The 25469-nt window shown below is 73.3% G+C and carries 25 protein-coding genes; 11 read left to right on the top strand and 14 right to left on the bottom strand.

Features of this window, described 5'->3' with window-relative positions:
• Positions 1 to 315: 315 nt before the first annotated feature.
• Positions 316 to 543, top strand: a complete 228-nt coding sequence (gene chpD, locus ACIP6U_RS24235; protein ID WP_124000095.1) for a chaplin ChpD — start codon at positions 316 to 318, stop codon at positions 541 to 543.
• 113 nt (positions 544 to 656) lie between these two features.
• Positions 657 to 1517 (top strand): chaplin family protein, encoded by an 861-nt coding sequence (locus ACIP6U_RS24230; RefSeq protein WP_401721365.1) that lies wholly within the window; start codon positions 657 to 659, stop codon positions 1515 to 1517.
• A gap of 67 nt (positions 1518 to 1584) precedes the next feature.
• On the opposite strand, the gene ACIP6U_RS24225 is transcribed toward ACIP6U_RS24230, so the two are convergent.
• Together ACIP6U_RS24225 and ACIP6U_RS24220 are read right to left on the bottom strand one after the other, a co-directional pair.
• Positions 1585 to 2844 carry an NAD(P)-binding domain-containing protein gene (locus ACIP6U_RS24225; RefSeq protein WP_401721363.1) on the bottom strand — a complete coding sequence of 420 codons (1260 nt, stop codon included), beginning with the start codon at positions 2842 to 2844 and terminating at the stop codon, positions 1585 to 1587.
• Positions 2844 to 4163 carry an ATP-grasp domain-containing protein gene (locus ACIP6U_RS24220; RefSeq protein ID WP_401721361.1) on the bottom strand — a complete coding sequence of 440 codons (1320 nt, stop codon included), beginning with the start codon at positions 4161 to 4163 and terminating at the stop codon, positions 2844 to 2846. Before ACIP6U_RS24220 ends, ACIP6U_RS24225 begins: the two co-directional genes overlap by 1 nt.
• A 120-nt stretch (positions 4164 to 4283) precedes the next feature.
• Here ACIP6U_RS24220 and ACIP6U_RS24215 point away from each other — a divergent pair, with 120 nt between their 5' ends.
• Positions 4284 to 5672: a glycosyl hydrolase gene (locus ACIP6U_RS24215; RefSeq protein ID WP_401721358.1), complete on the top strand. Its 1389-nt coding sequence runs from the start codon at positions 4284 to 4286 to the stop codon at positions 5670 to 5672.
• Positions 5673 to 5694: 22 nt separating this feature from the next.
• Here the strand turns inward: ACIP6U_RS24215 and ACIP6U_RS24210 are convergent, their stop codons facing one another.
• Genes ACIP6U_RS24210 through ACIP6U_RS24170 form a run of 9 tightly spaced genes read right to left on the bottom strand, consistent with a single transcriptional unit; the run spans position 5695 to position 16290 of the window.
• Complete coding sequence (locus ACIP6U_RS24210) at positions 5695 to 6780, bottom strand: GNAT family N-acetyltransferase (protein WP_401721355.1); 1086 nt, start codon at positions 6778 to 6780, stop codon at positions 5695 to 5697.
• Positions 6777 to 7433 (bottom strand): lipopolysaccharide biosynthesis protein, encoded by a 657-nt coding sequence (locus tag ACIP6U_RS24205; protein ID WP_401721353.1) that lies wholly within the window; start codon positions 7431 to 7433, stop codon positions 6777 to 6779. Before ACIP6U_RS24205 ends, ACIP6U_RS24210 begins: the two co-directional genes overlap by 4 nt.
• Positions 7430 to 8596, bottom strand: coding sequence for a glycosyltransferase (locus ACIP6U_RS24200; protein WP_401721352.1), 1167 nt, complete (start codon positions 8594 to 8596; stop codon positions 7430 to 7432). Before ACIP6U_RS24200 ends, ACIP6U_RS24205 begins: the two co-directional genes overlap by 4 nt.
• The gene (locus ACIP6U_RS24195; protein ID WP_401721350.1) at positions 8593 to 9354 is read right to left on the bottom strand and encodes a polysaccharide deacetylase family protein; all 762 of its coding nucleotides are present in this window, start codon (positions 9352 to 9354) and stop codon (positions 8593 to 8595) included. The genes ACIP6U_RS24200 and ACIP6U_RS24195 overlap by 4 nt, the downstream gene beginning before the upstream one ends.
• Positions 9338 to 11182 (bottom strand): murein biosynthesis integral membrane protein MurJ, encoded by a 1845-nt coding sequence (murJ, locus tag ACIP6U_RS24190; RefSeq protein WP_401721347.1) that lies wholly within the window; start codon positions 11180 to 11182, stop codon positions 9338 to 9340. The genes ACIP6U_RS24195 and murJ overlap by 17 nt, the downstream gene beginning before the upstream one ends.
• Positions 11179 to 12540: an O-antigen ligase family protein gene (locus ACIP6U_RS24185; protein ID WP_401721344.1), complete on the bottom strand. Its 1362-nt coding sequence runs from the start codon at positions 12538 to 12540 to the stop codon at positions 11179 to 11181. Before ACIP6U_RS24185 ends, murJ begins: the two co-directional genes overlap by 4 nt.
• A gap of 4 nt (positions 12541 to 12544) precedes the next feature.
• Positions 12545 to 13969 carry a sugar transferase gene (locus ACIP6U_RS24180; protein WP_401721341.1) on the bottom strand — a complete coding sequence of 475 codons (1425 nt, stop codon included), beginning with the start codon at positions 13967 to 13969 and terminating at the stop codon, positions 12545 to 12547.
• The gene (locus tag ACIP6U_RS24175) at positions 13966 to 15141 is read right to left on the bottom strand and encodes a glycosyltransferase (protein WP_401721338.1); all 1176 of its coding nucleotides are present in this window, start codon (positions 15139 to 15141) and stop codon (positions 13966 to 13968) included. The genes ACIP6U_RS24180 and ACIP6U_RS24175 overlap by 4 nt, the downstream gene beginning before the upstream one ends.
• Before the next feature lie 54 nt (positions 15142 to 15195).
• Positions 15196 to 16290 carry a DUF3344 domain-containing protein gene (locus ACIP6U_RS24170; RefSeq protein WP_401721335.1) on the bottom strand — a complete coding sequence of 365 codons (1095 nt, stop codon included), beginning with the start codon at positions 16288 to 16290 and terminating at the stop codon, positions 15196 to 15198.
• Positions 16291 to 16548: 258 nt separating this feature from the next.
• Here ACIP6U_RS24170 and ACIP6U_RS24165 point away from each other — a divergent pair, with 258 nt between their 5' ends.
• The 7 genes from ACIP6U_RS24165 (at position 16549) to ACIP6U_RS24135 (ending at position 21388) form a co-directional block, all read left to right on the top strand.
• On the top strand, positions 16549 to 16788 hold the full coding sequence (locus ACIP6U_RS24165) for a chaplin (RefSeq protein ID WP_401721332.1): 240 nt from the start codon (positions 16549 to 16551) through the stop codon (positions 16786 to 16788).
• A 257-nt stretch (positions 16789 to 17045) separates the two neighbouring features.
• Entirely contained in the window at positions 17046 to 17798 is a 753-nt protein-coding gene (locus ACIP6U_RS24160; RefSeq protein ID WP_401721329.1) for a hypothetical protein, read from the top strand.
• Positions 17799 to 18102: 304 nt separating this feature from the next.
• A complete protein-coding gene (locus tag ACIP6U_RS24155; protein ID WP_124000080.1) occupies positions 18103 to 18393 on the top strand; it encodes a hypothetical protein in 291 nt (96 codons plus the stop codon).
• Positions 18394 to 18625: 232 nt separating this feature from the next.
• Positions 18626 to 19123 (top strand): DUF5949 family protein, encoded by a 498-nt coding sequence (locus ACIP6U_RS24150; RefSeq protein WP_401721326.1) that lies wholly within the window; start codon positions 18626 to 18628, stop codon positions 19121 to 19123.
• 225 nt (positions 19124 to 19348) lie between these two features.
• Positions 19349 to 19867 (top strand): hypothetical protein, encoded by a 519-nt coding sequence (locus ACIP6U_RS24145; RefSeq protein WP_401721323.1) that lies wholly within the window; start codon positions 19349 to 19351, stop codon positions 19865 to 19867.
• Positions 19868 to 20043: 176 nt separating this feature from the next.
• On the top strand, positions 20044 to 20538 hold the full coding sequence (locus ACIP6U_RS24140; RefSeq protein ID WP_401721320.1) for a tyrosinase family oxidase copper chaperone: 495 nt from the start codon (positions 20044 to 20046) through the stop codon (positions 20536 to 20538).
• Positions 20522 to 21388, top strand: a complete 867-nt coding sequence (locus ACIP6U_RS24135) for a tyrosinase family protein (RefSeq protein ID WP_401721319.1) — start codon at positions 20522 to 20524, stop codon at positions 21386 to 21388. Before ACIP6U_RS24140 ends, ACIP6U_RS24135 begins: the two co-directional genes overlap by 17 nt.
• A gap of 122 nt (positions 21389 to 21510) precedes the next feature.
• Here the strand turns inward: ACIP6U_RS24135 and ACIP6U_RS24130 are convergent, their stop codons facing one another.
• The 3 genes from ACIP6U_RS24130 to ACIP6U_RS24120 form a co-directional block, all read right to left on the bottom strand.
• The gene (locus tag ACIP6U_RS24130) at positions 21511 to 21801 is read right to left on the bottom strand and encodes a chaplin (RefSeq protein WP_401721316.1); all 291 of its coding nucleotides are present in this window, start codon (positions 21799 to 21801) and stop codon (positions 21511 to 21513) included.
• Positions 21802 to 21892: 91 nt separating this feature from the next.
• The gene (locus ACIP6U_RS24125) at positions 21893 to 22852 is read right to left on the bottom strand and encodes a D-2-hydroxyacid dehydrogenase family protein (RefSeq protein WP_401721314.1); all 960 of its coding nucleotides are present in this window, start codon (positions 22850 to 22852) and stop codon (positions 21893 to 21895) included.
• A 39-nt stretch (positions 22853 to 22891) separates the two neighbouring features.
• The gene (locus ACIP6U_RS24120) at positions 22892 to 24505 is read right to left on the bottom strand and encodes an MFS transporter (protein WP_401721311.1); all 1614 of its coding nucleotides are present in this window, start codon (positions 24503 to 24505) and stop codon (positions 22892 to 22894) included.
• Positions 24506 to 24895: 390 nt separating this feature from the next.
• On the opposite strand from ACIP6U_RS24120, the gene ACIP6U_RS24115 reads away from it, so the two are divergent.
• On the top strand, positions 24896 to 25462 hold the full coding sequence (locus ACIP6U_RS24115) for a hypothetical protein (protein ID WP_401721308.1): 567 nt from the start codon (positions 24896 to 24898) through the stop codon (positions 25460 to 25462).
• Positions 25463 to 25469 lie beyond the last annotated feature (7 nt).

Raw genomic sequence — 25469 nt, 5'->3', positions numbered from 1 at the left:
CGACCGAAACGGCTCGGGCGGCCCACCGGTTTCTCCGGTGCGGCCGTCCGGGCCTCGCCACGAGACTCCCCACCGTTGTTCGCACCTGCCCGACGTTTCTGCGCGCCCGCTTGAGAAGAAGCGTTACTGCTCCTCGTGGGTCAATATGTCAATTCGGCACGGAGCGTTCGAGTGAATTATCCGGTGGCTCATGTTCCGTAGTTTCTTCCGCTGTCTATCCCTCGTTTTGCAGCCTGCAGGTCATGGCGAGCCGCTCCAATGTGCTCGCTCGGTTTCGGCCGTCACCAGAGCATGACCGCAGAGAAGGGAAAGCTCATGAAGAAGACCGCCGCAGTCGTCGCGGGCGTCGTCATGGCCCTCGGCCTGGCCGCCCCGGCCTTCGCCGACGCCGGTGCCGAGGGTGCCGCCATCGGATCGCCGGGTGTCCTCTCGGGCAACGTGGTCCAGGTTCCCGTCCACATTCCGGTCAACGTGTGCGGCAACTCGATCAACGTCATCGGGCTCCTGAACCCGGCGTTCGGCAACACGTGCGTCAACGACTGACCTCGTAACGCGTAGGCACCAGCCGTTCGGCTGCGTCACAGCCGGCCTTGGACGTCTTTTCCCGGTCCGAGGCCGGCTTTTCCCACTTCTTCTTCAGGCAGGAAGACAAAGAGATGCGACAGACCCTGAGTAAGGGAATGGTCGCGGCAGCCGCCGCGACAAGCATTCTGTCCCTGTGCGGCGGCCCCGCCCTGGCCGACACGCACACGGGCGGCGCGGCCACGGACTCACCTGGTGTCCTGTCCGGCAACCGGGTCGAGGCCCCGCTCGACGTACCGGTGAACGCCTGCGGCAACTCCGTCGACGTGGTCGCCGCCCTGAACCCGGCGTTCGGCAACTCCTGTGCCGAGGGCCAGGCCACGCACGGCCGCTCGCACGGCGGCGGGCACCACGGCCACGCCGGGTACGGCGACGACGACTCCGGCTACGGCTCCGACGACGAGTGCGAGGACTCGGGCTACGGCTCCGGCGACTCGTGCGGGGGCGGAGACCACACGCCGCCGCCCGGAGGCCACCACACGCCCCCGCCCGGTGGGGATCACACCCCGCCTCCTGGCGGTGACCACACGCCTCCCCCCGGTGGGGACCACACCCCGCCCCCTGGCGGTGACCACACGCCCCCGCCCGGTGGCGATCACACGCCTCCTCCCGGAGGTGACCACACACCGCCCCCCGCTGGGGACCACACCCCGCCCCCCGGCGGTGACCACACGCCCCCGCCCGGAGGTGACCACACCCCTCCGCCCGGAGGTGACCACACACCGCCCCCCGGCGGCGATCACACCCCTCCGCCCGGTGGTGACCACACGCCTCCGCCGTACACCCCGCCCCCCGGTGGCGGTGACCACACGCCTCCGCCCACCCTGCCGCACACCGGCAGCGAGGCCATGCTGGGTGCCGCGGGAGTCAGCGCCGCGATGATCGTGGCCGGCGCCGTGCTCTACCGGCGCGGTCGGGCCGGCTCTCACCGGTAGTCGAGCAGTACGAGCAGTACGAGGTGCGCCGGGTGCCGGACGGTCAGCGTCCGGCACCCGGCGTTCGTCATCGGCGCACCTGCACCTGGTCCCCACCGCTCGCCGGCGCCGGGATCGCCCCGCCGGCCGGACTGGTCCGCAGCCGGCGCCGGACTCCCCGTACCAGCGCCCCCGCCGTGTAGGTCGCCCCGTGCACGAAGCGCATCGCCGGGCCGAAGCCGGCGGCCGTGACCAGGCCCGCCAGGAACAGACCTGGGTGCGAGGACTCGAAGTCGCGGCCGACCCCGGGGGAGCCGTCGGCGACCGCCGCGAGGCCGGTGCGCAGGTCGTCGGAGAGCAGCGAGAGGCGTTCGCGGGTGGCGGTGAACCCCGTGGCCGCGATGACGTGTTCGGTCTCCAGGGTGCGCAGTGACGACACGCTCCGGTCCAGTGCCTCCAGGCGCAGTCCGCCCGGTACCGCGCGGGCCGCCGTGACCTCGTGGCCGAGCAGCACCTCGACGCCCGACTCCACCCGCTCCCGTACCCACCAGGCGCCCGCCGGGCCGAGGGCGCTCGCGGCGATGCCGGCCCGGGTGCGCTCCGGCAGCCGGTGGAAGAGGCCGGGGCGCTCGGCGTAGAACCAGTTGCGCCAGCCGCAGCCCAGGCCGCTGTGCGGGGAGCGGGCCGACTGCCACCAGGGGCGCACCCACGGCGGCGGTACGTCGTTCCAGCACAGTCCGTCGGCCCGCGCCAACACCCGTACGCGCGTGCCCTGTTCGGCGAGCAGGGCCGCGGTCTCCAGGGCCGCCTGGCCGCCGCCGATGACGGTGACGTCCTTGTCGCGGAAGCGGGCCAGGTCGCTGTGGTGGCTGCTGTGCGAGACGAGCGAGGAGTCCAGGGCGCGCAGCGCCGAGGGGATCTCCACGAACGGCATGACGCCGACCGCCAGTGCGACCGTGCGCGCGTGCAGCACCTGGCCGTCGTCGGTGACCGCCTCGAAGCCGCCGGGGCAGGGCGCGACGCGGGTGATCGTCCGTTCGTCCACCTCCGGGACGGCGTTGCGGGCGAACCAGAGGCCGTAGTCGGCGAACATATCGACCGGGATCGGCTCCCCGTGCCGCGCGGCCACGCCCTGGCCCTCGCAGTAGACGTCCAGGCGCCAACGGGCCGCCGGATCCGAGAGGTTGGAGGCCCACGGCTCAGACTTGAGGAACATGCCGCCGGGCATGTGGTCGCGCCAGGAGGCCATCGGCCGGCCGAAGACACGCAGGCTCAGCCCGGCGGCCGCGGCGTGGGACGCGATGGACAGGCCGTACGGGCCCGCGCCCACCACCAGCAGGTCGTACATCAGCAGCTGCTCGCTTTCTCGTCGTCGGAGAGGTCGGACGGGTCGGACAGGTCGGACGGGTGGGTGCGGGGGGACAGGCCGGGTGCCGGGGCGGCGGCCTGGTGGACCACGCGGGCGGGTGCCGGAATACCGGGCACCGCGCCGGGGCCGCGTACGCGGTCGCGGAGGCGGGTGGAGACATGGCGGCCCCACAGGGGCCACAGGGCGCGGCCGGGTTCCCGGTCGTCGTCGGCGTGCCAGGCCAGTTCGCGGCCGGCGGGGGCGGGGCGCAGCGCGGCCAGCGGCGCGTAGTTCTCCACCACGAACTCCCGCCCGGCCAGCGGCGCCGGCGCCGGCAGCGGACGGTGGGTCAGATCGAGGTGCAGGGCGCGTACGACGTCCAGTCCCGCGCCGTCGGCGAAGAGGCGGAACTGGGCGCCGGGGCGCGGGTTGAAGTCGAGGAGGTGATAGCGGCCGGTGCGGCCGCAGCGACGGAAGTCGAGGTCGAGGACGCCGCGGTAGCCGAGTTCGCCGGTGAGGCGTTCGGCCAGCGCCGTCACCTGCGGGTTGGGCGTCCAGCGGCCCAGCGCCGTCAGACCCGCGCCGCGCGGCCAGGCCCGCAGCTTGAGGCCCGCGCCGCCGCCGCGGACGGCGCCCGAGCGGTCGACGTAGCCGTGGAAGAACCAGTCGCGCTCGGGGCCCGGCGGCAGGAACGCCTGGAGCAGCAGCCGGCTGCCCGCCTCCTCGGAGCGCAGATACAGCTCGCGCGCCTCCTGCGCCGAGCGCACGACGACGGTGCTGCGCAGGCCCGTGCCGGTCGGCACCAGCCAGGGCCGGCTCCACTTCGCCACCAGCGGCAGGCCCAGCTGCCAGGCGGCGGTGGCGGCCTGGGCCGGGCTGTCGGGGATCAGCGTGGTCGGGTGCGGGACCTCCAACGCGGCGCACAGGTCGGCCAGTTCGGCCTTGTCTGCGACGCGCCCGGGCACCGCGCCGGGCATCGCGGGCAGCAGGTAGGAGGGCGCGAGTTCGTCGCGCAGCCCGCCCACCGCGACGGCACTGGCGTCGTCCATCGGGATCAGCACGGCGGGGCGGGCGATCCGGGCGGCCACCCGGCGCAGCGCCACGGCGATGTCGTGGGCGGTCGCGCCCGGTGGCGGCGGTGGGTGCAATTGACGTACAAAACGCGATCGGGAAACGGGACTTCCGGTGGAATCCGCGATCACGTGCACATTCACCCCCGCTCTGCCGAGCGAGCGCACGGCGCCGAGTGTGCCGTGGTGAAAGGGATTCCGGTCGATTCGCAGGAGAACCGCGGGGACGCGGATGTCAAACAGCGACACGGGCATTTTTTCTTCTCACTCGAAGGCCGTAGTGGCGGTGGCGTGATTGCCGTTCATATGACTGAGTGTCAGTAAAGGAAGTCCGAGAGTGCAGATTCGAGAGTGGAGAAAGGAGCAGGTATGACCCAGCAGCGACGTCCCCGGTCCCGGCGGCTGGCGGTCGTGACGGCCACCGTCGTCGTGTCGGCTGTCCTGGCGTCCGGACCTGGCTTCGCCGCGGGGGTGGTGCGGGTCGCCGATCCTCCCGCTCCGACGCCGACGTCCCCGGCACCCGCGGTGCCGCAGCCGGCGGTGGAGGCCCCGACGGCCCCCCAGCCCCTGCCCGCCCAGACCCCGGCCGCCCAGGTCCCGGTCGCCCAGACCCCGTCCGTGCAGACCCCGTCCGTGCAGACCCCGCCGACCAAGACCCCCTCCGCCGAGCCCAAGAAGGACACCCCGGCCTTCGGCGCCTACCTCGACTACGGCGCCCGCGGGGTGGCCCGGATCGCCGAGCTCAGCCGCTGGCTGGGCGGCGCCGAGCTGCGGGTCGGGCACACCTACCTGCCCGGCGACCGCTGGAGCAACATCGAGGGACCGCCCGGGTTCCTCGACGTGTGGGCGGACTGGCGCACCGAGCGGGACGACCGGATGCTCGTCCTCAACGTCCCCATGCTGGAGCGCAACGAGGAGGGCGTGTCCGACTACCAGGTGCGGGCGCTGCTGCGGCAGGGCGCGGCCGGCGACTTCGACCGGCACTTCAAGGCGCTCGCCCAGCGGCTTGTCGACCTGAAGGTGCCGGACACGGTGATCGTGCTCGGCTGGGAGATGAACGGCACCACCTACACCTCCCGCTGCGGACCGGACCCCGAGTCCTGGAAGAAGTACTGGAACAGGATCGTCACCACCATGCGGTCGGTGCCGGGCCAGAAATTCCGGTTCGATTTCACGCCGACCCGCGGCCGGGACGCCATTCCCTGGACGCAGTGCTATCCGGGTGACGACACCGTCGACATCCTCGGCATGGATTCCTACGACCAGCCGTCCGGGCTGACCTTCGACGAGCAGGTGAAAGAGCCCTACGGACTCCAGGAGCACGTGGACTTCGCCAAATCCCACGGCAAGCCCATCTCCTATCCGGAATGGGGACTCTTCCGCAACGGCGACAACGCCGAGTACATGAAGCGGATGCTCGCCTGGATGGACGAGCACAAGCCGCTGTACAACACGCTGACCGACTACTGCCCGCACGGTGTGTGGCAGTGCTCGTCCAACCCCAAGTCGTCGAAGGTCTACCGGTCCGTCCTCTTCGGCCGCACCGACACCCCGACCACACCGACCGAGCCCACCACACCGCCCAAGCCGACCGAACCGACCACTCCGACCACACCGCCCAAGCCGACCGAGCCCAGCCCGCAGCCCACCCCGGCACACCCGGCCAACTGCTCGCCGATGGATCTCGGCGACTGGGTCGAGTACTGGCTCGGCGGGAAGCTGTGTCTGCGCCTGGACTGGTGGTCGCGCAACCGGTGAGTCCGGACCGGCGGCGGGCCGTTCACGGTCCGCCGCCACCGCGCTCCCTCCACGTCCGCACCAGCTCCTTGCCCCGCCGCCGCGCCGCCACGTCACAGACGGCCGCCGCGAGCAGCGGGGCGGTGCGGCGCCTGGCCAGCAACAGCCTTTGGTTGACGACGGGTTCGGGCCGCCAGTGATGCTTGTACGGCTCGTTGCCGCGCAGCAGGCTCAGCGTCCCCCGGGCATGCTCGGCGCACGCGTCGAGGAGCATCACGGCCACGTCCGCCTTGCGTTCGCGCAGGCACGGGTGGGCGCCGTACAAGTAGCCGCCCGCAAGCCGGCGGGACAGCAGCGTGAGATCGACGGCCACCACGTCGTCGTCGAGCCGGAACTCGGTGACGACCGCGTCCCCGGAGCGGACCATCGGCCCGACCGAGCGCACCAGGTGCTCGCAGAACCGGGGCCGCAGATGCTCGGACGTCACCTTTCGCCCCTGCCACTGGAGTTGGTGCAGCTCCAGCAGCCGGCGCAGCGCCTTGTCCACCTCGTCCGGGGTCACGACGTGCCGTTCGACGCCGAGCGCGGTCAGCTTGCGCAGCTTGGCGCGGACCCGCTGGGCCTTGCCCGAGGGCAGCCGGGCGACCAGGTCGGTCATCGGCAGGGCGGGCAGCTCCAGGCACAGCGAGTCGCCCACCCGGCGGCGCGGCCCGCGCCAGCACTCGTAGACCCGCTCGGCCGCGCCGCCGGGCCGCACCTCGCGCAGGTCGATCAGAGCGGTGCGGGCGCACGCGGCCAGCCCCTCGGTGAGCGCGGTGACGGCCTCCTCACCGCGCTCCTCGTCCAGCAGGACGTCCCCGTAGTCGGAGATCGCCCCGCCCAGCGGCACGAGCGCGGGCACCGGGCGCCGTACCCGCATCAGCGGTGCCACGCCGACGAGTTCGGCGCCGTCGCGCACCAGGAGCAGCCGCAGGCGGCCGGGGCTGCCGTAGGACAGCCACCACGAGTGCAGCCAGGCGTGGCTCTGGAACGGGGTCGCGGACGGGCAACTGGCGTACAGCCGCGCCCAGTCCGCGGCGAGTTCGGCGAACTCGCCCTCGTCGGTGACCAGTCGGGTCGTGTAGGTCACAGCTGGCCGTGGGCTTCGGCGGGGACGGCCGGGCCGGGCACCGAGGCGGGCCGGCCCGCCTCGGCGGCGGCGGTCCGGCGCGGCCGCACCAGCAGCACCAGGCCGCCGAGCAGCCCGCCCGCGCTCGCCCCGACCAGTCCGGTCACCGCCGGGGAGGCGGAGGAGGGCGCGGTCGGCTTGGTGGCGCGGGCGAACTGCTGGAGCTCGACGTTGGTGGTGGCCTTGACGTCGTTCGCGTGCCGGGTCAGGGCGCGGGAGACGGCGTTGGCCATGTCGGCGGCGCGGTCGGGGCGCTCGGAGGTGGCGGTGATCGCGACCATCGGCGCGTCCGGCGAGGTCGCCGTCTGCACGCTCGACTGGAGCGTCTTCACCGGCACGCCCGCCCACACCTGAGCGTCCCCGAGCACCGCGAGCTGGGTCGCGACCCGCCCGTAGGCCTGCGCGAAGCCCAGCGCGGAGGCCGGGTCGGACTTCTCGGTCGGGACGGCGACGACGTAACTGGTGGCCGTGTACTCCGCGGGCTGGACCAGGCCGTACCCGCCGCCGAGCAGACCGCCGACGAGGGCGCCGGCCGCGACGAGGGTCCACGGGGGCAGGGCCCGGGCGCGGTTCAGGGCGGCGGGGCGGCGTGGGCCTGAGGTGTTCTCGGTCATGGGGAACTGGCTCCCTGGGGTGAAGGGGACGGGGACAAGGGCGACGACTTCTGGGGAACCGCGGCCGCGTAGACGTTCATCAACTGGGCGGCGCTGCGGGTGATGCAGTAGTGGCGGGCCGCGTCGGGGGCGGCGCGCGGGCCCGGTTCCGCGGCGCGGGCCGCGGCGATCGCGGCGGCGAACTCCTCGGCCCCGCCCCGCACTTGGCGCGCGCCGGCCGCGGCACCGGGAGGCAGGTCCTCGATGGCGGGGCAGGACGCGTAGCGCACGGGCAGCCCGGACGCCAGCGCCTCGATGATCGCCAGGCCGAACGCCTCCTCGGGACACGGCGAGCCGAGCAGGTCCATCGCGGCGGTGAGGGAGGGCAGATCGGGGCCGGGGGTGCCGTCGGAGACGTAGGGGCGTTCGCCGGTGAACAGGACCCGGTCGGCGACCCCGGCCTCGTGCGCGGTGCGCCGCAGGACGTTCTCCTCCGGGCCGCCGCCGACCAGCAACAGCCAGTAGTCCTGCGGCAGTCGGGCCAGGGCGTGGATGAGGACGTCGAAGCGTTTGCCCGCCGTGAGCCGGCCGATCCCGCCCACGACGTACGCGCCCTCCGGCAGTCCGAGCCGTTGGCGGGTGCGGTGGCGCCGGACCGGGTCGAAGCCGAAGCGGGTCAGGTCGATGCCGTTCGGGACGACCTCGATGCGCGGCCCGGGCACGCCCCAGCGCTTGAGCCGGTCGGCGACGGTGGGGGAGACGGCGACCGTGGAACGGCCGAGGCGCTCGCTGGCCAGATAGAGCCCGCGCACGCCCGCCGTGAGGCTGCGGCCCTCCATCTGCGAGTCGCCCAGGGAGTGTTCGGTGGCGACGATCCCGCGCACGCCGGCGAGCCGGGCGGCGAGCCGGCCGTAGACGCAGGCGCGGTAGAGGTGGGTGTGCACGAGGTCGTAGCGGCCCGAGCGGATCAGCCGGACCAGCCGGGGCAGCGCGGCCAGGTCACGGTTGCCGGCCATGCCGAGGTGGGTGACCCGCACCCCGTCCGCGACCAGACCGTCGGCGACCGCGCCCGGGTTGGTCAGCGTCACGACATCGCAGTCGACCGGCAAGTGCCGCAGCAGCAGCCGCAGTTGCTGCTCCGCACCGCCCACGCCGAGGCCGGTGATGACATGCAGCGCCTTCACCGCAGCCCCTCGACGGGACGCCGACGCAGGCGGTGCAGCCGGTACTTGAGGTGGAGGCGTACGGCGGTGTCGTTCTGCCCGACGTGCACGCGGGGGAGCGCCAGCAGGCCGTTGAGCTCGCCGGGGTCGATGGCGCAGGCGTACGCGTACCCGGCGTCCCGTACGGCGTCCATGGCGCGCTGGTCGATCGTGCCGTACGGGTAGCAGAAGCCGATTGGCAGCACGCCCGTCAACTCGGCCAGCACGGAACGGCTTTCGGCGACCTCGGCCCTGAGCGTGGTGTCGTCCGCCTTGGTGAGGTCGACGTGCGTGAGGCCGTGCGAGCCGATCTCGACGCCCTCGTCGGCCGCGCGCCGAATGCCGTCGGCGGTCAGCAGCGGCTTGCGCGGGCCCAGCGGGTCCCAGGCGTTGTCGCCGCCGAGCCGGCCGGGCAGCACGAAGAGGGTGGCGCCGAAGCCGTGCCGCCGCAGCACCGGCAGGGCGCCGTCGAGGAAGTCGGCGTACCCGTCGTCGAAGGTCAGCCCGACCAGATCGCGGCCCTCGCCGCGGGCCCGGGCGGCGAGCAGGTCGGCCATGGAGACGCCCCGCAGGCCGCGCCGGCCCAGCCACGTGAGCTGGGCGTCGAGGCGTTCGGGGGTGACGGTGATGCGGTACGGGTCGTCCGAGCAGTCACCGACGGAGTGGTACATCGCCACCCACGGGACCGGGCCGGGCGCGCGGCGGCCGGCGGTGGCTGGGGAGTCAACGGGTGCGGCCATGCGTCAGCCTTCGGGTCGCGGAACGGACGGAACGGAGTGCGGGGACGACGCCCTGGGCGTCGAGGGCCCAGCACAGGAGGAGGAAGACGGCCGCGACGGTGACCGTGCCGGCGGCGAGCCCTGGCACGGCGGCGTCGACCCGGCTCGCGACGAACGCCCCGGCCACCGTGGCGACCACCGCGGCCCGGGCCGGCCTGCTCAGCTCCGCCAGCACCCGCCGGGTGCGGATCGGCACGCTGCGCGGGCCCATGCCGGCCAGCAGGAGGACGGCGGTGACGGTGATGCCGGCCGCGTTGGCGAGGGCGATGCCGGAGACGCCCCACGGCGCGAGCGTCCACGCGCCGATCCAGGACGTCACGACGATGCCGGCGGCCATCGCGACGACCGGGTACCAGGTGGCCCGGCCGGCCGAGAAGTAGGAGCGGACCAGGACGCCGGTGAGCGTCTGGCCGAGCAGGCCGAGGGCGTACACGCGCATCACGCTCGCCGTCGCCGCCGTGTCCTGGGCGGTGAACGCGCCCCGCTGGAAGAGGAGTTCGATGATCTGCGGGCCGCAGGCGATCACCGTGGCCGCGCCGAGCAGCACCATGGACGCGGCAAGCGCCAGATCGCGCTCCACCCGGCTGCGGGCCCGCTCGGTGTCGCCGTCGGCGAGCGCCCGCGCGACCACCGGGAAGGTGACCGTGCACAGCATCATCGACAGCGTCATCGGGATCTGCGCGACCTTCTGCGCGTAGTTCAGGTGCGAGATGGCACCGGCGGGGAGGGTGGAGCCGAGGAAGCGCTCGATGAGCACCTGCGACTGGCGGCACAGGGCGAACAGCAGCACGGTGGCGACGAGGGCGAAGTCGATGGGGCGCACGGTCTGCTTGCCGGCGCCGGCGCCGGCGCCGGTTTCGGTGCCGGAGCCACCGGCGCGAGTGCCGGCGCCGCTCGCCGCGTTCGCGGTGCCTGCCGCGCCCTGTGCGCCTGCGCTCGACGAGCCGACGCCCGCCGCGTCGGTGCCCGCTGCGCCCGCACCGGCCGCCTCCACACCCGTCCCGGCCGCGCCCGCCGCGGACTTCGCCCCGCGCCTCAACTGCCGTACCAGGGTGGGCGCCTGGATCGCCACCATCAGGAGTCCGCCGACCGCGACACCGACCGCCGCCGAGCGCACCCCCCAGCGTCCGCCGAGGACGAACATCGCGGTGATGATGCCGGTGTTGTAGGCGACGTAGATCGCGGCCGGGGCCAGGAAGCGGCGGTGGGCGCGCAGGGCCGCGCTGCAGTAGCCGGCCAGGCCGAAGCTCAGTACGCAGGTCGCCGTCAGGCGGGTGCAGTCCACCGCGAGGGCGCGGTCGGGCAGGCCCGGGGCGAGGGCCTCGACCACCCAGGGCGCGGCGGCGACCAGGAGGGCGCCGACCGCGACGAAGGCCAGCGCGAGGCGGGGCAGCGTGGTGGCGACCAGGGCGCGCACCGGGTCGCCGGGGGCGCCCTGCGCGCGGCGGGCCAGGGCCAGGCTGAACGCCGGGATCAGCGCGAAGGCGAGCCCGTCCTCGATCAGCAGCGTGGCCGCGAACTCCGGCACCGTCCAGGCGACCAGGAACGCGTCCGTCTCGCTGCCGGCCCCGAACAGCCGGGCCAGCGCCTGGTCGCGGATCAGGCCGAGCAGAGCGCCCGCGATGGACATCGTGGCGGTGACGAACGCGGCCTTGGCGAGGAACCCGCGGGAGACGGGGGCGAGTTCGGTGACGCCGTCGGACTGGGTCCGGGCCGCGGGGACGGCCGCCTTGGCGTCGGCGTCGGTGTCGGCGTCGGTCCCGGGGGTCCGTGAGGGCGTCACTGTCATCGTGCCGCGGCCTCCTCGGCGCGCGGGGCGACGGAGAGCGCGGGGGCCGGCGCCGGGTCCGAGCCGCGGGCTCCGACCAGCGACCACCAGGCCACCAGCCCGAAGCACACCGCCGTCAGCACGGTCGAGGGGCCGCCGATGTCGGCGTACACGAAGTCGATCAACTGCCAGACCAGCAGCCCGCAGGCGACGAGTGCGCAGTCGAGGCCGGTGTCCGACTTCCGCGCGCGCCACAGGCCGTGCAGGCCGCACACCAGCAGGGCCAGCCAGCTGCCCGCGAGGGCGAGCAGGCCGATGAGGCCCTGTTCGGCGAGGACGAGGAGGTACATGTTGTGCGGGGAGAGCAGGGGCTGCTTGCGGAAGGCCGCGCCCGCGCCCTCGGTGTCGCTGCCGGCGGACAGGGCGAGGGAGGCGTGCGCGTCCCGGTGTTCGGGGAAGCCCTTCAACCCGACGCCGGTGAGCGGCTGTTCGCGCCACATGTCGACGGCGGCCGCCCACATCGTGTACCGGTCGACGACCGACTGGTCGGGGGCGTCGGTGACTTGGGTGATGCTGTCGATCCGCTCCTGGAGCATCGCCGAGCCGACCCCGAAGCCGCCGACCAGGATCACCCCGGCGGCGACGGCGACCGCGCCCACCTTCAGCGCCCGCCGCAGCCCGGCGAGGACCAGCTGCACCAGACAGGTCACGGCCGTGGCGATCCACGCCCCGCGGCTGAAGGACAGGGCGAGCGGGATCAGCAGGGCGAGCGCGCAGCCGACGGCAAGGGCCCGCTGCCGTACGGCTGTTCGGCCGACAGGCCCCAGCGCCAGGCCCAGCGCGCAGATCAGTCCGAAGGAGACGACCGTGGCCATCCCCATCACGTCGCTCGCCCCGAAGGTGCCGACGGCCCGGATGTCCTCGCCCTGGTAGGAGGCGCCGGTCCCGGTGACGAACTGGTGCACGCCGATCGCCCCCTGCCACAGCGCGAGGCCGACGAACGACCAGGCCAGCAGGCGGAAGTCGCCCCGGTCGCGGGCCAGCAGCACGACGGCGGCCGGCACCAGCACGAAGACCTGGAGGTAGCGGCCCAGGCCCCCGATGCCCGCGCCCGGCGAGGCCGCCCCCATCGCCGCGATCGCGAGCCCGATCACGGGCAGGCCGAGAACCACGGCGGAGGTACGGGTCAGGGGGCGCCTGCGGTCCCGGACGAGCCGGATCCCGCAGTACAGCACCACCAGCGCGGAGACCGCGTCGGCCGGGCCCGCGCCCCCGTCGCCGCCGGGCGCGAGGGGCAGTCCGAGCAGGGCGATCACGGCGATCACCGGGAGGACGGGGGACCACTCCCGCACCCTGGGCAGGGTCAGCGCGTGGCTCATCGGCTCAGCTTCCCGTCGGACGCACGAGTGAGGCGGCGGTGCGCAGGAGGATGCAGATGTCCTGCCACAGCGACCAGTTGTCGATGTAGGCGTTGTCGAAGCGGGCCCGGTCCTCGATCGAGGTGTCGCCGCGCAGCCCGTGGATCTGGGCGAGCCCGGTGATGCCGGTCCGCATCCGGTGACGGGCCGCGTAGCCGGGGTAGGTCTTGCTGAACTGGGCGACGAAATAAGGGCGTTCGGGTCTCGGCCCGACCAGGCTCATGTCGCCCCAGAAGACGTTCCACAGCTGGAGCAGCTCGTCCAGCGAGGTGCGGCGCAGGAAGCGGCAGAACCACGACATGCGGTGCTCGTTCGCCACGCTCCAGCGGGTCGCCGACTCGTGCTCGTCGACCGGGCGGTGGGTGCGGAACTTCAGCAGCGTGAAGGGGCGCCCGTCCTTGCCGATGCGCTCCTGCCGGAAGACCACCCCGGGTCCGTCGCTGAGCCGCAGCGCCACCGCGCACACCAGCAGCAGCGGGCTGACCAGCGCCAGCAGCGTCCCGGACACCAGCACGTCCAGCGCCCGCTTGCCGACGCTGCCGCGCCGCCGCCCGTACCCCATGTCGAGCCGCCGGCAGGAGAACCCGGCGAACTGGTGGTTGGACGCGTACGACGGTGAGTCCGCGTCGACCTCCCACACCGCGCACCCCGACTCGGCGAGCGCCCGCAGCAGCGGCCCCTGCTGGGTCCGTACCGAGGGATGCACGCAGAGCACGTCCCGTACGCCGTTCTGGATGAGCGCGCGCTGCACCTCCTGACCCGTCGTCAGAACAGGCAACCCGTCGGTGCCGTCCGGGTGTTCGGCGACGACGCCGACCGGCAGCACGCCGGAGCGCGGGTGGCGCAGGACGGACGCGGCCACGCGCTGGGCGGTCGCCGCCGGGCCGATCACGAGGGCCGTGCGGGGGCGGGTCAGCCCGGCGGTGCGGCGGCGCCAGTGCACCAGACCGCGGCCGGCCGAGGCCGCCGCCGACTGGATCAGGAAGCCGAGGAGCAGGGTGCGCGCGGAGATCGCGTGCTGCGGGGAGTGCGCCGCGACGAGCGACGCGAGCGCCATCCAGGACACCGCGATCCGGCCGCAGACGGTGGGCAGTTCGTCCAGGACGCCCGGCACCGGGCGCGGCACCTGGGTGCGCAGCAGCATCGACGCGGCGACCAGTAGCGCCATCAGGAGCGGTCCGTGCGGAGCTCTGGCCAGGACGACGGTACCGACCAGGGCGCCGGCGAGGTCCGCGGCGAGCAGCGGCACCGGGGACGCGGGCCGGGCCGGCGGCCGGCGGGCGGGGAACCGGAAACCGGCGGCGGTGCCGCGCGGCATGACCGAGAGGGGTGAGAATCCGAGATCCCGTGGCTGCCCGCCGGGCGAGGGGACCGTACTTTCCGCAGTCACGAGGGGATGGGCTCCCTGCACTCGGTGGGCACGACGGGTGCGGTGGGCGCGGCGCCCAGCAGCTCGCGGTACACGGCGGCGACCGCTTCGGCCGCGTGCCGCACGTCGTGCGTGGTCAGGACGTATCGGCGCCCGTGGTGGCCGAGCGACTCGCGCAGCAGCGGGTCGAGCAGCAACTCGGCCACGGCGTCGGCGAGTCGGGCCGGACGGTCCGGGGGTACGAGACAGCGCGGCGCCAGCTCCGGCGGCAGGCTCTCCCGGGCGCCGTCCACGTCGGTCACCACCACGGGCCGCCCGCAGGCCATCGCCTCCAGCGGCGCGAGGGCCATGCCCTCCCAGCGCGAGGGCAGCACCACCAGATCGGCGGCCTGGTACCAGGGGACCGGGTCGGCGACGGCCCCCGCGAACAGCACGGACGCGGGAGCGCGCGCGGCGAGTTCGGCGCGGTCAGGACCGTCCCCGACGAGCACCAGCCGGGCCGCGGGCACCCGCCGCGCCACGGCCTCCCACGCCTCCAGCAGGACGTCCTGCCCCTTCTGCCGGCACAGCCGCCCCACACAGACCACGAGCGGAGCCGCCGGATCCCCCTCGGGCAACAGCGTCGCCCGTACGGTGTCCACGGCCGCGGGGTGGAAGCGCTCGGGGTCGATGCCGTTCGGTACGACCGTCCAGCGGCCGTCGATCCCGGCGTGCACGCCGGTCGCGCGCTCCCCTTCGCTCACACACACCACCCGGGAGGCCCAACGCGCCCCCCACCGCTCCCACCTGAGCGCCAGCGCCGCCGTGGTCCCGCCGACCGCCTCGAACGACCAGGCGTGCGGCTGGAACACCGTGGGGATCCGCCCCCGCACCGCGAGCCGCCCGGCCAGCCCGGCCTTGGCGCTGTGCGCGTGCACCAGATCGGGCCGCACGTCCGCGAGCACCCGCCCCAGTCGGCGTACCTCTCGAACGAGTGTCGGTCCCGGCGACCGCGCCGCTTCCCAGTGCCGTACCTCCGCGCCCAGCGACCGCAGCCGGTCCGTGAGCGGGCTCTGCGGACAGGCGACGGTGACGTGCAGGCCGGCCGCGAGCTGAGCCCGCGTCAGGTCCGTGACGACACGGGCGACCCCGCCGTCCACCGGCTGGGTGAGGTGCAGGACCCGTGGCCGAGGGTCGGGTGCTGACAGGTGCATTGCGCGGTTTCCTCGCTCACGGACGGCGCTCGGGACTGCGGGCGGGAACGCGCCTCACTGCTGTGCGTCGACGGCCGCGAAGAGCACGCCGGCCCATGCCGCGTCCCGCTGGGAAACGAGCCGGAAGGCCAGCTGGTCACCGCCGCGCCGCAGAGCGCTGCCGAGATCGAACACATCGGAGTCGTAGCCGAGCGTGTTCGAGTACGCCGGAACCCGGGACTCCGGGGCCGCGCCGGGCTCCGAGATGGTGGAATTCAGTACGTCGTCACCGGGGTTGGCGGAATCGGCCAACAGGGTGTTCGAACCACGGCCGGTCGACAGTGTGAGCGAATCTCCGGTGCGTGCGCGGTCGCCGTTGTACGCGACGAGCCCGACCCGGCCGCCGGCGCCCCTCGGAATCCGCGCTCCGCGCAGCCGGATCTCGCGGCCCGCGCCGGGCTCCAGCGAGTCGAAACCGTCCCACAGGGACAGCCGCCGCAGCGGCTCCGCCGTGTTCTCGTACGCCACCACCAGCGTCCAGCCGCCCCACGCACCGGCGGCCGACCTCCCCATCGCCACATTGACCTGCGCCACGGTGTACAGGCCCGAACTGCTCTCGCGGACCAGCTTCGTGACGTCCGCGGAGGCCTGGAACGCGTCCGCGCCCTTCGCCACCCGGTGCCCCACGACCGTGTCCGCGAGAACCTGCTTGTACTCCCCGCCGGGCTCCGCGATCAGCACCCGCCCGTTGTCCTTCGGCGGCTTCTGCTCGCCCACCTTGAGGTTGCCGCCCCAGTACAGGCGCGCGTACGTCACCCGGGCGCCCTGCGGCAGCCGGACCTCGGCGCGGGAGGAGTTGTAGGTGTTCGGGTCGCGGTCGACATCGACGTAGAACATGTCGAAGTCACCGTTCGCGCCCCGGCCGCCCTCGCGAACGGCCGGGCAGGCGGGGGTACTTGCGGTGGCGCCGGTGCGGCAGCTGATGGCCGCGTTGGCCGCGCGGACGATGCCGCCGTGCTGCACCGCGTGGTAGCGCTCGGCGAAGGGGACGCGCTGTGCCTCGGTGGCGGGCGGCGCGGCGGCCCGCGCACCGCCGGGTACCCAGATCGTCGCGAGGGCGAGGACTCCCACCGTCGCACGGCGCAGCGGCGGACCCAGAGAAATGCGCATGACCGGCTTGGCCCTTTCGGGAAGTCAGGGGGGCGTCATGAATGCGATTTGCTTGCTATAGGGGTGTGTGAGGAGGTGCGCAACTCTAGCCGCTATCCGTATTAATCCGGCGAAACGTGACAAGTGTGTCGGAATGGTGAAGGGGCCCCCTTTTCGGGATCACCCCATTGGCGGCACAACCCGCGCGGGCGCCGCGCGTTGACACAGCGCCGGGTGTCCGCCCGGATGTTTGTGTCAACCCCCAAGGAGCACCTCTCCATGTCGCGTATCGCGAAGGGCCTGGCCCTTACCACCGTCGCCGCCGCGGCCGTCGCCGGCGGCGCCGGCATCGCTTCCGCCGACAGCGACGCGCACGGCGCTGCCGCCCACTCCCCGGGCGTGCTGTCGGGCAACGTCGTCCAGGTGCCGGTCCACGTGCCGGTCAACGTCTGCGGCAACACCGTCAACGTCATCGCGCTGCTGAACCCCGCGTTCGGCAACGAGTGCGCCAACGACTGACGTCTGTCGACGCAGCGCAACACCCTGGGCCGGCCGTCCTCCCGTGGTTCCATCACGGGCGGGCGGCCGGTTCTCGTTGCCCCGAATGGGGGGTGGGGTGCCGGACTTGGCGTGCACCCGTCGACGCGCTTCTCACCAGGGAGGACGTCGAAGGTGCCGGGATCGGGGCGTGGCCGGGCGTGTTCGTTCGGTTGCAGAGTGCAGTGGGCGCTTTCACGGTGGGCTCAAGATCCGACGCACCACCGAAAGGAACACCCATGCGTGCTCTGCCCGCACGGCGTATCGCCTCCACCGCCCTCAGCGCCACCCTCCTCATCGGCCTCGCCGCACCGGCGGCCGTCGCGGTCGACGCCTACTCGGCCCGGGAGCGGAGCGTCCAGGCCGCGGCGCATGCGCCCGTCCCCGGCGCGGACGCGCTCCTCGCCCAGGTGAAGGGCCTGGGCAACCTCGGCACCGTGCTCACCCCGGTCACCGACCTGCTCAACGCGGTGCTCGGCGCCGACAACGGCCAGCTCTCCGCCGACCAGGCGACCAAGCTGGGCGACGCGGTGAAGGACGCCATCGCCAAGGTCACCGCCGCGGCCCCGGCCGCTCCGGCGGTTCCCGCGGCACCGGCGGTTCCCGCGGTGCCGGCCGTCCCGGCGGCTCCGGCGCTGCCGGCCGTGCCGGCCCTGCCCGGGCTGCCCACCACCAAGAGCGGCGGCGACGTCGAGGCGGACGACGCCAAGGCTCAGGCGCAGGCGCCCGCCGACCTCACGGCCGACGCCCTCGCCGCCCTCCAGAAGGCGGTCACCACCCTGCTCGCGGCGGTCACCTCCGGCGATGTGTCCCAGGTCGTCCCCGCGGTCACCGGTGTCCTGACCGGCCTGGTCAACGTCCTCGCCGCCACCCTGCTGGGCGGCGGCCTGCCCGCCCCGAGCCTGCCCGGACTGCCGGCCCTGCCCGCCCTTCCGGCGGCACCCGCGCTCCCGGTGGCGCCGCCGGCGCTGCCCGCGCTGCCGACGAGCTGACGCCGGGCGTGCGCCTACGGGCGTGTGCCTGGGGGCGTATGCCGAAAGACGTACGCCCGTAGGCGCACGCTGGTGGGGGCAGGCTGGTGGGGCACGTCGAAAGGCCGTCGGGCCGATCCATTCCGGGTCGGCCCGGCGGCCTTTTCATATGAGGATGAGAAACGCCGATCGGACGCACCGTTCATTCGGGTGGGCCGCAGAAAGTTTCTGCTCCCGGGGTTTCCCGCCCCGTGGGAAGTCGTTAGGCACGGCGTCAGAATTCCACCTGGTGACTTGAGTTGCCGAAGAAAGGAACCCGAACCCGATGAAGTCCCTGAAGGCCGCCGCAGTCGTTGCCGGTTCCGTGGCCCTCGTCGGTGCCGCCGCGCCCGCGTTCGCCTACAACGCCTCCGATGTGACGCCCACCAGCCTCAACGGTGCGGTGAACACGCTCACCAGCGGTCGCGTGGACCCGGTCGACGTCATGCCGCTGCAGCACCAGTCGAACGCCCTCGACACCGAGAACAAGGACTCGCTGCTCAACACCGTGAAGGGCGCGACCGCCGCGCTGAACAACACCGGTGGGCTGCTCGGCGGGCTTCCGCTGCAGAAGTGACGTAATTCCGGCGGCGTTTGTCGGGGATTCCCGGCGATTCCCTACGTTTCCCGGCGTTTCACCGATAGGGCCGATTCCCCCGGCGGACTCCTCGTCGAGTCCTCACCGCGCGGAGTCGGCCCTCGGCCGTGTTCGAGCGCCGTCCCCCGTTCGTGTGGACACGGCGGGCACGATCGCCCGGTCGGGTGATGAGGCGTCAGGGGGCCTTCCGGAGCGTCGATAAGGTCGCGCGGTGACCTCAACCTCAAGCGAAACCCGCCCGTTCGGCGCCGCCGACCTGGGCACGCTCGTCGTGCTTGCCTGGAGCGGCGAGGCCCCCGACGGCGACATGCCCTATCTCCTCGCCTATCCCCTCGGGGACGCGCCGAACGGCCCCGAGGCCTCCTCCGCCGCCGTGGCGCAGCTGCTCAAGAACGCCGGGCTGCCCGTCGGCGGAGAGCTCGTCGACGCCGCCACCCGGCCGAGCCTGCCGGTCAGCATGCTCGTCGAGGGCGGCCAGGCCGTCGTCACCATGCCGGGCTGCAACGCCCAGTGCGTCCCGCCGCCCGAGTGGCTCGCGGCCGTCGAGGAACGCGGCTACGCCTACCTGGTGTTCACCACCCGCCCCTGGCCCGAGGCCGAGCCGGGCAAGCCGCTGGAGGCGGAGGCGCTGGCCGCGTTCGCGGGCTCGGAGGAGACCCTCAACTCGGCGGCCCACGTCGTCCTGCCGGCCCGCAAACTGCGCGGCTGACGCGGGGACTTGATCCAACGGCGACCGGGATCCGCCCACGGGCCCGGTCGCCGTTGACGGGACCGGCCGGGCCGGGCGGACGGGGCGGACCGTTCAACTGGTGGGACTTCTCGACAAGCTGACTACTGCTGCACCCGGGCGAAACTTGAACTGATGCCGTCGGCAGCCTCGTTACTCGGTACGCACGCAGAGCCCTCCGACCGTCCGAAAGGGACCGTACCCGAGATGAAGTCGACCACCCGAGGAACCCTTGCCGCCGTCCTGACCGGCGTCGCGGCCGCCGTGGGCGCCGCCACCGCGACCCCCGCCGCCGCGGTCGGCACGGTCCCCGTCCCCGTGCCGCTGGAGGGCGCCGAGCAGGCCCTCAACATCGCACTGCCCAAGGTCGGCGGCGAGATCCCCGTGCCCATGCCGGGCAAGCCGGACGGACCGCGGTACGTCGAGGGCCGCCTCATCCCCGAGCGCGTCATCCCGCAGCTGCCGGTGCACGGCGGCCTGCCCGGTCTCGGCCTGCGCGCCCCGCTGCCGCACATCCTGGGCGACGACTTCGACCACGTCGGTCTCCAGACGCCCGCCTCCGACCTGCGCACCCTCGCGCCGGGCCTGTCCCTGGACGCCCCGCTGACCCCGCCGAACGCCGACAACGCCGGCCTGCCCGACCTCAAGCTCCCGCAGGCGGGCGTCCTCGCGCCGGTGCTCCAGACCGTGCCGGGCGCGAACCTGGGGCTCGGCCCCGGCCTGTAAGGGCGGGTTGCGCACTCGTACGAACGACACGACAGGGCCGACGGGCCCGGACCGCCGCGACGGTCCGGGCCCGTCGGCATGTCCGGACCCGGTCACTCCGTGAGCCGTACGACGTGACCGTGCGGGCCGTCGGGCGGTTACCGGGGTGGAGAGACGGACCCGACGAAAGGCAGACCATGGTCGTCAGCGTGGGTGGAGTACCCGTGGGCGCGGAACCGGCAGCGAAGGGCGGCGCGAGAGGCGGGCCCGCGCAGGGCACCCGACGGGACGTGCTGCGTGGGCTGTTGGTGCCGGCCGTGGCCCTGGCGCTCGCGCCCGTCGTCGCCGCCTCCCGGCCCGTGCACGACGAACCGCGGCCCGGGGACGGCGCGTTCGACGAGACCTACCGCGGCCGGCACATCGTCGGTGTCCCGACGGCCACGGCGCACGCATCCGGCCGGAACATCCACTGGGAGGTCACCGTCGACGGCCGCCCGCTGCACCTGATGCGCCGGGCCGACGGCACCTGGCTGAGCATGATCGACCACTACCGCTCGTACCCGACGCCGCTCGCTGCGGCCCGGGCGGCGGTCGACGAACTGGGCCCCGGTGAGCAGCTGCGCGATCTCGCGCCGGGGCCGATGAGCGGAGGGAAGATGCACATGGGGGGCGAACATGGCGTACACGCGTAAGGACGTCAGCACCCTCACGGCCGCCGAGAGGAAGCGGTTCGTGAAGGCGATGCTGGAGGTCAAACGGCGGGGGGAGTACGACGAGTTCGTACGGACGCACATCGAGTACTACACGGCCGACGGCGAGGACGGGCTGCGGGCGGCGCACATGACGCCCTCCTTCCTGCCCTGGCACCGGCAGTTCCTGCTGGAGCTGGAGAAGGCGCTGCGCCGGGTCGACTCCTCGGTGTCGGTGCCGTACTGGGACTGGACGCGGAACCGTACGGCGACCTCCGCGCCCTGGACCAAGGACCTGCTCGGCGGCAACGGGCGGAGCTCGGACCATCAGGTGACGACCGGACCCTTCGCCTACGGGACGGGCAACTGGACCATCAAGGAGGGTGTCACCGACGGGGAGTTCCTCACCCGGGACCTCGGCCGGGCCCGTGACCCGATGACGCTGCCCACCAAGTCCGAGCTGGAGTCGGCGCTCGCCGAGCCGGTGTACGACTTCTCGCCCTGGGACTCCACGCTCACCAAGGGGTTCCGCAACAAGCTGGAGGGGTGGGGCACCGGCCGCGGCACCGTCTCCTGGCGCAACCACAACCGGGTCCACCGGTGGGTCGGCGGGGTCATGCTCGGCGGAGCCTCCGTCAACGACCCCGTCTTCTGGCTGCACCACGCCTTCATCGACCTGCAGTGGTCCCGCTGGCAGAGCCGCCACCGCGGCGCCCGCTATCTGCCGGCCACCCCGCCGGGACCGGCCAACCGGCAGCACGGCCGGATCGTCGCCCGGCGCGAGAAGATGCCGCCCTGGAACGTGACACCGGAGTCGCTGGAGGACGTCAGCCGGATCTACCGGTACGCCTGACGGTCGTATCTCTCGGCCGGACATGGCCTTCCGGACACGGGGAGAGCCCCGGCGCTCGAGGTGCCGGGGCTCTTCCGTGGGTACTGCGGTACTGCCGGTACGACCGGTTGTACGACTGTGGGTCAGCCGCCGTAGCCGTAGCCGCCCGGGCCGGGGTGACCACCCTTGTGGTCGCTCAGGTTGGCGCAGCTGTTGCCGAAGACCGGGTTCAGCAGGCCGATCACGTTGACGGTGTTCCCGCACACGTTGACCGGGATGTGGACCGGGACCTGCACGACGTTGCCGGACAGCACGCCGGGCGAGCCGACGGCCTCGCCCTGGGCGCCGGCGTCCGCCATGGCCAGGCCGGTCCCGCTGAGGACCACGGCACCGGCGCCGAGGGCGACGGCGGCCGTCTTCGCGATGCGAGACATCACGTTCTCCTTTGTACTCGAGGAGTGCGCCGGCACCACTCGCCGTCGCACTTCCCGTTCAACGCCTCCGCTGACAGGTGGTCACGGTCGTTCATCCCAGTCGTCGTACCGGTTTTCCGTCCAGGAAGGCCCGGATGCCCTCGACCGCCTGTCCGTAGTACGTCTCGTAGTTCGCCCGCGACACATAACCGAGGTGGGGCGTGGCGAGCAGCCGGGGTGCCGTGCGCAGGGGGTGACCTGCGGGGAGGGGCTCCACGTCGAAGACGTCGACGCCCGCTCCCGCGAGCCGGCCCTCGTGGAGCGCGGCGAGCAGCGCGTCCTGGTCGACGATCGCGGCCCGGGAGGTGTTGATCAGATAGGCGGTGGGCCTGAGGAGGGCGAGTTCGGCGGCGCCGAGCAGGCCGCGGGTGCGGTCGCCCAGGGCGAGGTGGACGGAGACGAAGTCGCTGTCGGAGAGCAACTCCTCCTTGGAGGCGGCGAGTTCGACGCCCACCTCCGCCGCGCGCTCCCCGGTCAGGTTCTGGCTCCAGGCGCCGACCCGCATTCCGAAGGCCAGCCCGACCTGCGCCACCTTGCTGCCGATCTTCCCCAGGCCCAGCAGTCCGAGCCGCCGCCCGTGCAGGTCGGCGCCCACCGACTGCTGCCAAGGCCCGCCGGACCGCAGGGAGTTGCTCTCCTCGACGATCCCCCGGGCGAGGCCGAGCAGCAGGGCCCAGGTCAGCTCCACGGGCGGGGTCGAGGAGCTCGCCGTGCCGCACACGGTGACGCCGTGCGCCTCGGCGGCGGCGTAGTCGATGACCGTGTTGCGCATGCCGGAGGCGATCAGCAGCTTCAGCCGGGGGAGGCGGGCGAGCAGGCCGGCCGGGAAGGGGACGCGCTCGCGCAGGGTGACCACGATGTCGAACTCGGCGAGGGCGGCGGCCAGTTCGTCCTCGGATCCGAAGTGTTCGGAGAAGGACACGACGTCCACCTGCCCGGCCACGGACGACCAGTCGGCCAGTTCGGTCGCGACCTGCTGGAAGTCGTCGAGCACAGCACACCGCAGGCGCACGTCGGGTCCTCTCCTCGGATGGGTGGCAGAGATCAGTGACTAATGGTCGCGTACGAGGTCGGTGGCCGCGTCGGCCGGTGGGTGCTCCTGCGCGGGGGAGGCGGCGGCCTTGGTGAGGGATTCGCGGCGGGGGCGGAGCAGGACCGCGGCGACCAGGGCGGCGAGCAGGGCCAGGGTGCCGGCCACGAGCAGGCAGAGCTGGAGGCCGTCCAGGAAGGCCTCGCTGAGGGCCGCCAGGGCGCGCGGCCCGTCGGGGCCCAGGTCCAGGCCGGCCGCGGCGCCGAGGCCGCCCCGGTCCACCGCCGCGGTGACCGCCTCGACCGTCGGCCGGGCAAGGCCCGCGTCGGTGAGATGGCCGGGCAGGGCGTCGGTGGCCCGCGTGGTCAGCAGGGTGCCGAGGACGGCCGGGCCGAGGGCGCCGCCGACCTGGCGGAAGGCGTTGTTGCCGGCCGCGGCCATGCCGGCCAGGTGGTGCGGCACCGAGCTGACGGCGGTGGCCGTCATCGGGGTGATCACGCAGCCGAGGCCCAGGCCGAGCAGCGCCAGCCGCCAGGCCAGCGAGCCGAACGACGTGCCGGCGTCGATGCCGGTCAGCGCGAACAGCGAGCCCGCGGTGACCAGCAGACCGGCGGTGATCATGAGGCGGGGTGCGATGCGGTGCATCAGGCGGCCCGCGATCGGGCCGACGAGCAGACACACGCCGGTGACCATGAGCAGCCGGTAGCCAGCCTCCAGCGTGTCGAGTCGCTGCACCATGCCGAAGTACAGGCTCAGCACGAAGAAGAACCCGATCAGCCCCAGGAAGCTGATCATCGCGACCAGCGTGGTCGCGCTGAACCCCGGGCTGCGGAACAGGGACAGATCCAGCATCGGGCTCGTGCTGCGCCGCTCGGCCATGACGAAGGCGACACCGCCGACGACCGCGACGAACAGGGCGAGCAGCACCTTGACGTCCGTGAAGGACTCGGCGCCGCCCTCGATCACCCCGTAGACCAGAGCCGTGACGGCGAGCGCGGCGGTGAGCTGGCCGGGCCAGTCCAGGCGGCGGGCGGCGGCGCCGGGGGCGCGGGAGTCGACGAGCGTGCGGGCGGCGATCGCCATGGCGAGGAGGGACACCGGGAGGGCCGGGAGGTAGATCCAGCGCCAGCCGGCGTGGTTCAGGATCACGCCGGCGATCAGCGGGCCGACGGCGAGCGCCGCCAGCAGGGCGGACGCCCACAGGCCGACGTACTTGCCGCGTTCGCGCGGGTCCGGGACGGCGTGGCTGATCAGCGCGAGGGTGGTCGGCAGCAGGGCGGCCGCGCCGATTCCGGCGAGGGCCTGGCCCACCCACAGCACCTGGACTGACCGCGCGCACAGAGCGACGGCGGCGCCGGCGGCGGCGAATGCGAGGCCCGCCTGGAAGACCTTCTTGCGGCCGTGTACGTCGCCGAAGACGCCGGCGGTCAGGATGAGCGCGGCCATGGGCAGCACGAACGCGTCGGACACCCACGAGAGCTGGGAGGTCGACGCGTGCAGCGCGCGCTGCACGGTGGGCAGGCTGACCGAGACGGTGGTCACCGGCAGATAGGCGACGAAGACGCCGACGCAGGCCATGACGAGCGTGGCCGCCCGTCGCTCGACCGGCGCGCCCGCCGTGGTCGTGACGTTCACTGAATTCTCCCTTTGCGGTGCCGTGCACCGGGGTCGGTTGTTCCGGCCGACACTCTGGGGCGGGACGAGGAGTCGAAGCGGGCCAGGGGGCGCGAAAACCTGGGAATCCGACATCCGGAACCGATAATCAGCGGATTTTCGACAGCTGTACCGGCGGCCTGTTCAGCGGCCTTGACATTCAACGTCCGCCGTGGACAACGGAATTCACCGGATAACAATTCGGCAACCCTATGCCTATGGGTGTGTTACGCCTTCGGACGTGTGAATGCCGTTGATTCCGGGAAATCGAGGCTTTGGGGGACCGCCTCCATGCCCGCAGACGTCCGGCCTTCAAAGGTTGCGCAAGTCATGAACCATTACACTCGCCAGTCCTCAACCAACGGGGGAGACATGGCAGATCCTGGACCGTCGCAGGACATCGACGGGGCGCTGTTCGAGCGTGTGCTCGACCAGGCCCTCGAGCGCGTCGGCGGGTCGGTGGACCGGGAGTGGCTGCGGGCCAGGGCGCTGGACGAGCGCGCCGGCATCGTCACCGCGGCCAGGGCGAACGGCTCGGACGGGGTCCAGAACCTGCTGGTGATGCTGATTCCCGTGCTGTCGGCGGTGGCCGCGGTCGTCCTGCTGATCGCCGGGTACGGCATGCGCGTCTTCGCGGACCGGCCGTACGTCGGAGGCGGTCTGATCACGGCGGCGCTGCTCACCGGGGCGGTGGCCGTCGGGGTGGCGGTCGGCGATCTGGGGTGGCTGCTGGTGGCGGCGGCGCGGAGCCGGCCCCTTGAGGAGGGCGCTGAGGCCGGTCAGGGCGACGCCGGTCAGGGTGATGGCGGCCGGGGCGGCGAGGAGTGGGAAGCGGCTCTGCTGGAGCGCGGGATGGTGCCGTTCCTGCGGAGGTGTCTTGAGGAGGCGCGGGTGGGGGAGCGCGATGGCCGCGCCGTACCCGGTTCCCGCGCCCCGTAGACCCTCG

It is taken from the genome of Streptomyces sp. NPDC088794, assembly GCF_044750545.1.
In the GTDB taxonomy this organism is placed as follows: Bacteria; Actinomycetota; Actinomycetes; order Streptomycetales; family Streptomycetaceae; genus Streptomyces.
This window is presented reverse-complemented; position numbering and strand designations above follow the sequence as displayed.